At 58.8% G+C, this 10,786-nt stretch carries 10 protein-coding genes; 6 read left to right on the top strand and 4 right to left on the bottom strand.

What is annotated here, in order from left to right:
• Positions 1-212: 212 nt before the first annotated feature.
• Together A3224_RS02270 and A3224_RS02265 are read left to right on the top strand one after the other, a co-directional pair.
• Complete coding sequence (locus A3224_RS02270) at positions 213-1,571, top strand: peptidoglycan DD-metalloendopeptidase family protein (protein ID WP_067150938.1); 1,359 nt, start codon at positions 213-215, stop codon at positions 1,569-1,571.
• 21 nt (positions 1,572-1,592) lie between these two features.
• Positions 1,593-2,705: an anhydro-N-acetylmuramic acid kinase gene (locus A3224_RS02265; protein WP_175487777.1), complete on the top strand. Its 1,113-nt coding sequence runs from the start codon at positions 1,593-1,595 to the stop codon at positions 2,703-2,705.
• 123 nt (positions 2,706-2,828) lie between these two features.
• Here A3224_RS02265 and erpA read toward each other — a convergent pair whose 3' ends face one another.
• The 4 genes from erpA to argC form a co-directional block, all read right to left on the bottom strand.
• Positions 2,829-3,182, bottom strand: coding sequence for an iron-sulfur cluster insertion protein ErpA (erpA, locus tag A3224_RS02260; protein WP_067150935.1), 354 nt, complete (start codon positions 3,180-3,182; stop codon positions 2,829-2,831).
• Positions 3,183-3,363: 181 nt separating this feature from the next.
• On the bottom strand, positions 3,364-3,804 hold the full coding sequence (locus A3224_RS02255) for a bactofilin family protein (protein WP_074902500.1): 441 nt from the start codon (positions 3,802-3,804) through the stop codon (positions 3,364-3,366).
• Positions 3,805-3,839: 35 nt separating this feature from the next.
• Complete coding sequence (locus tag A3224_RS02250) at positions 3,840-4,583, bottom strand: DUF6776 family protein (protein ID WP_067150932.1); 744 nt, start codon at positions 4,581-4,583, stop codon at positions 3,840-3,842.
• 56 nt (positions 4,584-4,639) lie between these two features.
• Positions 4,640-5,686: an N-acetyl-gamma-glutamyl-phosphate reductase gene (argC, locus tag A3224_RS02245; RefSeq protein ID WP_067150929.1), complete on the bottom strand. Its 1,047-nt coding sequence runs from the start codon at positions 5,684-5,686 to the stop codon at positions 4,640-4,642.
• A gap of 89 nt (positions 5,687-5,775) precedes the next feature.
• Between argC and A3224_RS02240 the strand changes: the two genes are divergently transcribed.
• The 4 genes from A3224_RS02240 (at position 5,776) to hemL (ending at position 10,320) form a co-directional block, all read left to right on the top strand.
• Positions 5,776-7,584, top strand: a complete 1,809-nt coding sequence (locus A3224_RS02240) for a chloride channel protein (RefSeq protein WP_231902437.1) — start codon at positions 5,776-5,778, stop codon at positions 7,582-7,584.
• Between the two features lie 30 nt (positions 7,585-7,614).
• On the top strand, positions 7,615-8,037 hold the full coding sequence (hemJ, locus tag A3224_RS02235; RefSeq protein ID WP_067150926.1) for a protoporphyrinogen oxidase HemJ: 423 nt from the start codon (positions 7,615-7,617) through the stop codon (positions 8,035-8,037).
• Positions 8,038-8,133: 96 nt separating this feature from the next.
• A complete protein-coding gene (gene thiD / locus A3224_RS02230) occupies positions 8,134-8,919 on the top strand; it encodes a bifunctional hydroxymethylpyrimidine kinase/phosphomethylpyrimidine kinase (RefSeq protein ID WP_067150923.1) in 786 nt (261 codons plus the stop codon).
• Between the two features lie 117 nt (positions 8,920-9,036).
• Positions 9,037-10,320: a glutamate-1-semialdehyde 2,1-aminomutase gene (hemL, locus tag A3224_RS02225; protein ID WP_067150920.1), complete on the top strand. Its 1,284-nt coding sequence runs from the start codon at positions 9,037-9,039 to the stop codon at positions 10,318-10,320.
• The last annotated feature ends 466 nt before the right edge of the window (positions 10,321-10,786 follow it).

The following is a 10,786-nucleotide window of genomic DNA, read 5'->3' as shown; positions in this document are numbered from 1 at the left end:
CCTTACCCGACTGTACGGTAAATACAAGTTACTGCACCCATCTCACACTGCCAGGGAAGAAGTGCAGAGGAACTCAGCCATGGATTGCCAAGTCAATTACCCCGTGAACCACTTTCAGATTTTTGTTATAAAGCCTTCTCAGTGCTCGTTTTTTAGGCAGCGCACGCTGCGGGCACCGATAACAAAGACGATCAGCGCCACCTGTTAAGACCATGCAAGACCAACGCAATCCGACTTCGCGCCTGCTCAGCGCCGTGCGCCGGCATTTCCCGTGCACTCACGCACTGGCCGCTGGCGCGGCCAGCTTCGCCCTGGCGCTGACCATGTTTATTTCCACTCCGGACGTGGAAGCCAAACGGCTCTCCCTGCCAGTTAATCTGCCCCCCATTGAAGAGGGGGCCGCGACCACCTCCCCTGCTACGGCTGGAGCCGAGACACAACGGTTGCGCGCACTAAAGATCGAGGTCAAACCCGGCGACACCTTGTCCGACCTCTTTCAGCGCGCCGGTGTCAGCGCCGCGGAGATGTATCGACTGCTGGCCAGCGGCAGCGAAGCAAAGCAACTGGCACGCCTAATCCCGGGTGAAAAGCTGACCTTCCATATCGACGGCGACGGCGCTCTACAGAGCCTGGAACTGCACCGCGACCGCCTCAACCTTGTGGAATTCAAACGCGCAGCGGACGAATTCCAGTATGTACTGCACCAGCGCCAAGCAGATAGCTACACCGCCTACCGCCAGGGAGAAATCGACAGTTCGCTGTTTGTCGCAGGTAGCGAGGCCGGCCTCAGCCACGAATTAATCATGGAGATGGCGGATGTCTTCAGCTCCGATATCGATTTCGCCCTGGACATCCGCAAGGGAGACAGCTTCAGCGTAATGTTCGAGGAGGAGTTCCTCGAGGGAGAAAAGATTGGCAACGGCCCTATTCAGGCAGTGACTTTTACCAATCAGGGCAAGACCTACAGTGCGGTGCGCTATGTGGATAGTAACGGCGATGCCAATTACTACACGCCGGATGGCAAGAGCATGCGCAAGGCATTTATCCGCACGCCAGTGGATATCGGCCGCATCAGCTCCCACTTCAATCCGCGCCGCCTGCATCCCATTTTCAAAACCCGGCGCCCGCACAACGGCACTGACTACGCAGCGCCACGAGGCACACCAGTGTATGCAGCCGGAGACGGCCGCGTCGTTAAAGCCGGTTACAGCAAAGCCAACGGCAACTACGTATTTATCCAGCACGGGGAGCGCTACATGACCCGCTATCTGCACCTGGATAAACGCAAGGTGCGCACCGGGCAGCGAGTCAAACAGCGGCAGGTCATCGGCACTGTGGGCTCCACCGGTTACGCCACAGGGCCGCACCTTCACTACGAGTTTTTGGTGGACGGCCGACACCGCAACCCCGCGACCATTGTGCGCAAACTTCCCAAGGCCAAGTCCATTCCCAAATCGGAAATGGCCCGCTTCAAAACCCAAACACAGCCATTGCTGGCACAGCTGGAAAACTACCGGCAACCCGCCCTGGCACAGCGGGATGAAAACAATGACAATACCAGCGTCAATTAATATCAATCGGACCCGCGCCAGATGCCCAATCTGTATATCGGCCTTATGTCCGGCACCAGCGTCGACAGCATCGACGCGGTGCTGGTCGAATTCAATGAAGAAGGAAAATCATCCTCTCCTCACATCCTGACCACCCTCAGTCACCCGATTGCCCCGCCGCTACGCGAGGATATTCTCGCACTTTGCACTCCCGGCCCAGCGGAATTGGACCGCGCCGGCCAGCTGGATCGCCAACTCGGTCAGGTTTTCGCTGATGCGGCCAACACTCTGCTCTCACATGCAGGAGTCAAAAGCAGCGACGTAACCGCCATTGGCAGCCATGGACAAACGGTACGCCACCGCCCGCCCGGCACAGTGACTTCTCCATTCAGTTTGCAGCTGGGCGACCCGAATAGCATTGCCGCGCTCACGGGAATCACCACGGTTGCGGATTTCCGCCGGCGGGACATCGCTCTCGGCGGCCACGGTGCGCCACTGATACCGGCCTTCCACCACGCCGTATTTGCCACTGACCACAACCGGGCGGTCATCAATATTGGGGGCATGGGCAATATCACCGAATTGGCCGCGGATGGCAGTGTCAACGGTTACGATACAGGGCCCGGCAACGTCCTGCTGGACTACTGGATCGGGCTGCACCAGGGTGCACCTTACGACCGCGATGGTGCCTGGGCTGCCAGTGGGCAGGTACACAGTGAATTGTTCAAACGCCTGATGGCCGATCCTTACTTCGCAGCCAAACCGCCGAAGAGCACCGGCCGCGAGGCCTTTAATGCGAGCTGGCTGGAACAAGCCTGCAGTGGTCTGGAAGTGTCTCCGGTCGATGTACAGGCAACCCTTGCCGAAGTTACTGCAGCGAGTATCGCCGATGCCGTGCGCCAGTTTGCGGACAGTGGTGACGTGCTGGTATGTGGCGGCGGAGCAAAGAATAAGGACCTGCTGTCACGGCTGCGCCGCCGGCTGCCGGACTGGTCTGTCTCCCCCACAGACAATCACGGCATAGACGCGGATTGGGTGGAAGCGGTCGGATTTGCCTGGCTGGCCCGACAGACGTTGCTGGGACTGCCGGGGAACTGCCCGTCGGTGACAGGCGCTCAAAAGGAAAGTGTGCTGGGCGCTATTTACCCAGCCTGAACCTCGCGCTCGGACACAGGGCACACGTCAATCTGAAAGGGCGCACACCGCTAGACGCCGCGCCTTGTGTATGTGCAAGAACGGCTTCCGCCGCGGCGATCTCAAATGGAAAGTAGACAGATTCTAGATAGAAAAAGAGGAACCACAGCCACAGGTGGAGGAAGCGTTGGGGTTTTGCACCACAAAGCGGGACCCGGACAGCCCCTCTTCATAATCGACACTAGCCCCCACCAGATAGGGATAGCTCATGGCGTCCACCAACACCTGGATGCCATCTTTCTCGATTACGGCGTCATCTTCAGCCACCAGTTCATCAAAGGTAAAACCGTACTGGAAGCCGGAACAGCCGCCGCCGGTCACGAAAACCCGCAGTTTCAATTCCGGGTTGCCCTCATCCTCCAACAGGCTCTTGACCTTGGCCACAGCCTTGTCAGTCACCACAAGTGGTTCGGGAGAAAAAGATACAGCTTCAGACATATGCCTCTCTCTGGACCGGGGAGCATTTGTACCGTATAAAAATCATACAAGGTACAGCTTCGCTGCCCGCCATCTTGCAAAAACCCAGAAAACCAGTCAAGTATTATAAACAACAAACCCCGGCCTCTGCTTTCCTCGCAGAAGTACCGGGGCAAGCCAATTGACCAGTGGTTGGAGCAGGTCAGTCTGCGTCGATAACAGTTTCTTCCGCATACTCAATCATACGCGGCTCCCCGGCGGTATCCACATCGATATTGGAAACCAGAGAGCCATTCACCTGGGCGCCCTTGACCATCTCGATCAACTTGTAGTGGACATTGCCCTCCACCATGGCCTTGGATGCCAGCTCCAAGTGGCGCGCAGCGTAGACATCGCCCTTTACATTGCCGTTGATAACTACGTGAGGCACGCGAATCTCACCTTCGATCACGCCACCATCGACAATCTGCAGCCGGGCATCGCTGTCGCTGTGCGCATTCACATTGCCCTTGACGGTACCTTCAATAACCAGGTTGCCGCGAAAATGCAGATCGCCGGATACCTCGGTCTGACGCGCGATCAGCGTCGTATGGTTGCTACCGGAACTGGCCATAGTTACTGTCTTCTCTTTCTTACCAAACATAATATTCCGTCAAACCTCGTACTTCAGCGCGGCGGCTAGTTCTTCTGTACCAACCAGCCGTAGCGCTGCTCTATGTTGAAACCCTTGCGCCCGCTCGACTTGAGCGACAGCTCGACTTCTTCAGGCTGGAATCCCTGCGGCAACCGCAGCTCACCCTCGATGTTCTGGAAATACTTGAAGCGCAAAGGTATCGATTCGCTATCCACCTGCGGCGAGAGTTCGCTCAGGGAATAGCGTTTAGGCTGTCCATCCTGGCGGCCTACAACAGTGAATATCGCGCGACCGGTCACTAACTGGTGTCGCGTCGCCGACTGCTGTACCAGCAACTTGTACTGGTAACGCCTTTCATCGGCGGTCTGCGAAATACTGAAGCGGCCAATCGAAACTCCCTCACTGCCATCGGCAGGGGCCATCAGGCCACGATAAAAAGAGATTTCCTGCTTGAGTTCCGCGATACGGCTCTCTTTTTGCACCAGCTCTGCCCGCACCTTTTCACTGGCTTTTTCTCCAATCGCCAGGGAGCGCTCCGCAGTGACAGCACGCAGCCGCAATGCTTCATTTTCGCTTTTCAGTGCCTCCAGCTGGTGCAGTGCCTGCTCGTGGGCCACAGTCTTCTGATCGAGACTACTGCGCAGATGATGCTGACCGGCAAAGTACGCAGACGTCGAAGTGGCCAGTACCAGCAAGGCCACCCCGACCGTGGAAAAAGCGCGGGACATGGGGCGGTCTGGAACCACCTTCATGCGGTACTGCTTGCTGCCTTTTACTTTGCGCGCCATAAAATCCGCTGCTTTTTTCTGGTTATAAGTGGTCGTTGAAGAAATTTCCGTTGATTCTAAGGCAGCAACGCCGGGCTCTCCAGTCCCTGAGTTTCATTGAGGCCGAACATAATATTCATATTTTGCACTGCCTGCGCTGAGGCCCCCTTGGCCAGGTTGTCGATCACCGACATCACCACCACGGTATCCCGGTCCTGTGGCCGCATCACGCTGACCCGGCACATATTGGTACCGCGTACACTGCGGGTTTGCGGATGGCTGCCGGCGGGCATGACATCCACAAACGGCTCTTCTTTATAGCGGGCCTCGAACAGCAGCTGGAGTTCCTCTGCCGGGCAGTCGGATTGCAGTTTTGCGAACAGGGTCGCATGGATGCCGCGCACCATCGGCAACAAATGGGGAACAAAAGTTACCTTGGGGGCGTCTGCGCCCGCCGGTTGCACCCGGCGCAGCCCCTGCTCGATTTCCGGCAGATGGCGGTGACCTGCGGCGGCGTAAGCGCGGAAATTATCGCTGTTCTCCGCCAGCAACAACTCCGTCTTGCCCTGGCGGCCAGCGCCGCTGGCACCACTGGCGGCACTGGCAATCAGTGTTTCCGGTTTTACCAGCCCCGCCTCCAGCAGCGGTATCCAGCCCAGCTGTATCGAGGTGGGATAGCAGCCGGGACAGGCCACCAATTGCGCGTTGGCTATCGACGCGCGGTTTACCTCCGGCAGGCCGTACACAGCTTTCTCCGCCAACTCCGGCGCCGCGTGCCGCTGGCCGTACCATTGCTCCCAGAGCGGAATATTTTTAAGGCGGAAATCCGCCGACAGATCAATCACGCGCACGCCGCGCCGCACCAGCTCCGGTACCTGGGCCTGGGCGACGCCGTGGGGTGTGGCGAAAAATACCAAATCGCCCGCAGCCAGCTGCTCCACATCCGGCTCGCAGAAGTGCAAATCGCAGTGACCGCGCAGGTTCGGGAACAATTCCGCTACCGGCGTGCCCGCCAGTGCTCTGGAAGTGATTGCGGTTAGCTCAACCTCAGGGTGCACCGTTAGCAAACGCAACAATTCCACTCCCGTGTAGCCGGTACCGCCCACAATTGCTACTTTAATCACTTCGTCCGATTCTCCCTGTACGCGCCCGCCACCGCGGCGGAGACTTCTAATCAGCGGAGCACTCTACCACAACAGTTTAAGGATTTGCGGTGCCACGGAAGTCCAAAGAATCCATTGCAAAGCCCCATACAAGTTGGCCGCAGCGGGAAAGAGGCCTGGAGAGGCTGCGCCTGATGCTCGCTGCGCAGGACGCCCTTGCGCCTCTGCTGGTAATGGCGCTGCTCACGGGCACCTGCGCCGGCCTGGTCACCGTCGCCTTCCGCTTGCTAAGTGAATGGCCGACGCAATTCTTCCTCCCGGTCCCCGACCACTATGAGTCACTCCCCGCGCACTGGCGGTTCGCCTTGCCATTAATCGGCACTCTGGTGCTCGGCGCTGTCTATCAGCTGCTGAAGCCGAGCCGCCGCAACGTGGGTGTAGTGCATGTACTGGACCGTCTGCACAATCACCAGGGCCAAATGCCAATACAAAATGCCGTACTACAGTTCTTCGCTGGTGCCGCAGCTTTAGTCAGCGGGCACTCGGTGGGGCGAGAGGGGCCCGCCGTACATTTGGGCGCGGCCAGCGGCAGTTGGATCGCGCACAAACTCCGCTTGCCCAACAATTCAGCGCGCAGTCTGCTGGCCTGTGGGGTTGCCGCCGCAATAGCGGCTTCCTTCAACACACCGCTGGCCGGCGTGGTCTTCGCCATGGAAGTGGTCATGCTGGAATACTCCGTGGCGGGTTTCCTGCCCGTCATACTGGCGGCAGTGGCTGGCAGCGCGACAGCGCAAATCACCTTTGGCCGCCAGCCCGTGTTTAACGTGCCCGCGATACAGCTCAGTTCTCTGGCGGAACTGCCGGTACTTTTCCTGTGCGCCCTGGCGATCGGCTCCCTGGCGGCGCTGTTTATCCTCGCCCACCGGCGCCTGGCGCCCTATCAGCGCCGCTCCCCAATGGCGCGCTTTTTGCTGATTGGACTTACCACCGGCACTCTGGCGATCTGGGTGCCGGAAGTCCTCGGTACCGGCTACGACACCCTGGAAATGGCCATGCTCGGAGAGTTGGGGCTCACCACCTTACTGCTGATCGTGGCGGCAAAGCTCGCCGCCACGGCTCTCGGCACTGGCCTCGGCATTCCCGGGGGTGTTATTGGTCCCAGCCTGTTTCTCGGCGCCTGCCTCGGCGGCATCGCCGGCGGTCTGACCAACCTGTGGCTAGGAGAATACACAGCCAGCCCAGGCTTCTACGCCATGGTGGGCATGGCGGCGATGATGGCAGCGCTACTGAACGCACCGCTGGCCGCGTTGCTGGCAATTCTCGAGTTAACCTACAACCCCAACGTGCTCTTCCCGGGCATGATGATGATTGTGGTGGCCTGCCTGGTCAGCCGACATTTTTTCTCCACTGAAGGCATCTTCCAGGAGACACTGCGCGCCCTGGACAAAAGCGGCACCCCCAGCTGGCGCCAGCAGATGTTGAGCCGTGTGGGTGTGGCCAGTGTGATGGAGCGGAGATTTGTTGTCGCAGAGCGCTTAATCAGCGAGGAGCAAGCCGAACAGATCATCGGCCAGCACCCTCAGTGGATACTCATTGATCTGCCTGAAGAACCCGTTCCGCAATTGCTGCGTGCTGCCGACCTGGCCACCTTTCTCCAGCGGGTGAAAAAGGCACGGGAAGAGGGGCACGAGAACCGGCAGGAGGGCGGCGGGGACAAGATCGACTTGCTCAAACTGCCCGGCGAACGCGAACAACTGGCCAAATTGAACTGGCGCGCCACCCTGCTAGAAGCTCACCAACTGTTGGAATCCAGTGGTATCGATGCCCTCTACGTCAGCAGAGGCAGCGGCGGAGCACTGGACAAGAATGCCGCTGGCATTATCCTGCCGCAGCATATTGACAACTTTTATCGCAAGTAATTGCCAACCACTTTTCCGGGGGAACATGCCATGCTGTGGGTCAAAGCCTTCCACCTTATCGCCGTGGTCTGCTGGTTTGCCGCGCTTTTCTATCTGCCGCGGCTGTTTGTGTATCACGTGGACGCCACCGATGCCGTAAGCCGGGACCGCTTTTGTATCATGGAGCGCCGCCTCTACCGCGGCATTGCCACACCCTCGATGATCGCCACTATAGCGCTCGGAATCTGGCTGATCAGCTACAACGGGAACTACTACCTGAAAGCCGGCTGGCTGCACGCCAAGCTGTTTTTCGTCCTGCTGCTGATTGGCTATCACCACCTATGCGGAGCCTATGTGCGCCAATTCGCCGCGAACACCGTCAGCAAAAGCGGGCGCTACTTCCGCGTCTTCAATGAACTGCCGGTGATAGCGCTGATCGCGATCGTGATCCTGGCAGTGGTGAAGCCCTTTTAATCGGCGTTCCGCTGCAGAATCACTCCGATAGCAGCAGGCGCAGCAACTAAACTAAGAGGACTTATCCACAGCAACCGCCAGCCGTGCACACAACCAATGGATACGCGCCAACCCGTAATACTAACGATCACGCACCACGACCCGAGCGGCAGCGCGGGCATCACCGCCGATACCGAGACAGCCGCCAGCCTCGGCTGTCACTGTACCTCAGTGGTTTCCGCAATCAGTGTCGGCGATACCAGCGAGCTGATGGGCGTGGCCCCCGTAGAGGACAGCCTGTTGGTGGAGCAAACACGCGCGGTGCTGGAAGATATGCCGGTAGCGGCCATTAAAGTGGGCTACCTGGGCTCCGTGGAAAATGTGCGCGCCCTGCACAGTGTTTTGCACGACTACCCGGACATCCCCGTGATCATAGATCCGGACGCCACTCTCGCCGATAAAGAGAGCCTGCTGGCACCACCGCTTTGGGAGGCTTTGACATCACTACTGCTTCCCTACGCCACCATGGCCTGCCCCAACCGGCGTGAGGCCTGTGCCATGGCACTGGAAGCGGACGTACTCGACGCCATGGCACAGGAGCTACTCGAAAGCGGCTGCCGCTATCTATTGCTCACCGGGGTACCCAGCAATCAGCACCTTGAAAACCGCCTTTACGACGAACGCGGCCTGATCCGCCAATTTCAATGGGAGCGGCTGCCCTCCGCGGCCTACGGCACCTGTGGCACCCTCGCCACCGCCATTGCCTGCCATATCGCCCACGGCCTGACGGTCATCGAGGCGGTCAGCCGCAGTCAGCAGTTCACCTGGAGTGCCATCGCCGACAGCCGCAGATTGGGGATGGGGCGACCGATTCCCAACCGACTATTTTGGGCCAAGCGATAGGGGCTGCCCGGCTTCCGCCGTAGCCCTGCCCCTCTCCCGCCCGTATACCCTCGGTTGTAGCACCGTGTCCCGAACGCGATAATAGCCCGCCTCTATTCCAAAGCACTTCCAATTCCTATGAGCAAATCCGAGCAACTCTTTGCCGAAGCCCGGCAATACATTCCCGGCGGCGTCAACTCTCCGGTGCGCGCATTCCGAGCCGTGGGGGGCACGCCGCTGTTTATCCGCCGCGCAGAGGGCGCCTACCTCTACGATGCCGATGACAAGCGCTATATCGACTATGTGCAATCCTGGGGCCCGATGGTGCTCGGCCACGCGCACCCGGAAGTTATCGAAGCAGTGATCGAGACGGCGCAGTCCGGCCTCAGCTTCGGTGCGCCCACCGAACTGGAAACCGAGCTGGCGGAAGAGCTGTGCCGCCTGTGGCCGAATATGGACCTAGTGCGCTTCGTCAACTCCGGCACCGAAGCCACCATGAGCGCCATCCGTCTGGCACGGGGCTATACCGGGCGCGACAAGATCGTCAAATTTGAAGGTTGCTATCACGGCCACTCCGACTCCCTACTGGTCAAGGCTGGCTCCGGCGCGCTGACCATGGGCGTGCCGTCTTCCCCCGGTGTACCGGCCTCCCTCGCCGACCATACCATTACCCTTTCCTACAACGATGCCGAAGGTGTACGGGCGTGTTTTGAACAAATCGGCGACCAGATTGCCTGCATCATCGTCGAACCGGTGGCCGGCAATATGAACTGTGTTCCGCCCGTGCCCGGCTTCTTGGAAACCCTGCGCGAAGTCTGCGACCAGCACGGCGCTCTGTTGATTGTGGATGAAGTGATGACCGGTTTCCGCGTCAGCCTGACCGGAGCCCAGGGTCATTACGGCATAGAAGCCGATATCACCACCCTGGGCAAGGTGATCGGCGGCGGTATGCCCGTGGGCGCTTTTGGCGGCAAGCGCGAGATTATGGAAAAAATCGCCCCTCTCGGCCCCGTGTACCAAGCCGGTACTCTGTCCGGCAACCCGGTGGCCATGGTCGCCGGTCTGGAGACACTGCGCCTGATACAGGAAGCGGGGCTCTACGAGAAGCTGACAGAGAAAACCGACCGTCTCGTCGAAGGTATACTGGCCGCCGCCGCAGATGCGGGCATCCCAATGACCGCCAACAAGGCCGGCAGTATGTTCGGATTCTTCTTCACCGACGACGCGAAGGTCACCAATTACCAACAGGTAATGGCCTGCAACAGTGAGCGCTTTAACCGCTTTTTCCACGGCATGCTGGAGCAAGGGGTTTATCTGGCACCCGCCTCTTACGAGGCCGCTTTTATGTCGACGGCGCACAGCGATGCAGATATTGAAGAAACCATTGCCGCCGCACGCAAGGTGCTCGGCCAACTGGGCTGACCCCCTCCCTGACCCGCACCCCGGTGCGGGTCAACTCTGTCTCCTTCTCCTCCCCAGTCCAATAGGCTCCCTAAGGCACCTCAGATTTATTCACTTCCTGGCGGCAACGCTTCTTCAGATTCGAATGCGCATCCCATTACCTGGGTGCTCCGCAATCAACGACAGCGTAAATACAAGGAACCTCTGATTAATTCGCGTGAACGCTTTGGTTAGTTCCGTGGCGCTCAGGAAATAGGATGGCTATTTCGAAAACGCACGAGTACTTCCCTGTAGCTCCGACGGATACATCCCTGTATCCGACAGTTTCGAAATGACCATGCTATCACCTGAGCTTCTCATCTAGCGCCAAAGAATTTTTACCGTCAGGAAGCGAATTAATCAGAGGTTCCACAAGTTCAGCAACTGCTGTCACACAAAATGGTTGCGCTCACAATAAAAGCGACATATAAAAATGTATACATTTTAT

Origin of the sequence: Microbulbifer thermotolerans, from assembly GCF_001617625.1 — a bacterium.
Taxonomy (GTDB): domain Bacteria; phylum Pseudomonadota; class Gammaproteobacteria; order Pseudomonadales; family Cellvibrionaceae; genus Microbulbifer; species Microbulbifer thermotolerans.
Note: the sequence above shows the minus strand (reverse complement) of the source record. Positions and strands in the feature narration are given on the sequence as shown.

What these genes read in the sequence shown, in the direction of transcription:
- A3224_RS02250 (WP_067150932.1), bottom strand. Translation starts at nt 4,583, where the DNA reads ATGGCGCGCAAAGTAAAAGGCAGCAAGCAGTACCGCATGAAGGTGGTT.
- thiD (WP_067150923.1), top strand. Translation starts at nt 8,134, where the DNA reads ATGGATACGCGCCAACCCGTAATACTAACGATCACGCACCACGACCCG.
- A3224_RS02265 (WP_175487777.1), top strand. Translation starts at nt 1,593, where the DNA reads ATGCCCAATCTGTATATCGGCCTTATGTCCGGCACCAGCGTCGACAGC.
- hemJ (WP_067150926.1), top strand. Translation starts at nt 7,615, where the DNA reads ATGCTGTGGGTCAAAGCCTTCCACCTTATCGCCGTGGTCTGCTGGTTT.
- A3224_RS02270 (WP_067150938.1), top strand. Translation starts at nt 213, where the DNA reads ATGCAAGACCAACGCAATCCGACTTCGCGCCTGCTCAGCGCCGTGCGC.
- erpA (WP_067150935.1), bottom strand. Translation starts at nt 3,182, where the DNA reads ATGTCTGAAGCTGTATCTTTTTCTCCCGAACCACTTGTGGTGACTGAC.
- hemL (WP_067150920.1), top strand. Translation starts at nt 9,037, where the DNA reads ATGAGCAAATCCGAGCAACTCTTTGCCGAAGCCCGGCAATACATTCCC.
- A3224_RS02255 (WP_074902500.1), bottom strand. Translation starts at nt 3,804, where the DNA reads ATGTTTGGTAAGAAAGAGAAGACAGTAACTATGGCCAGTTCCGGTAGC.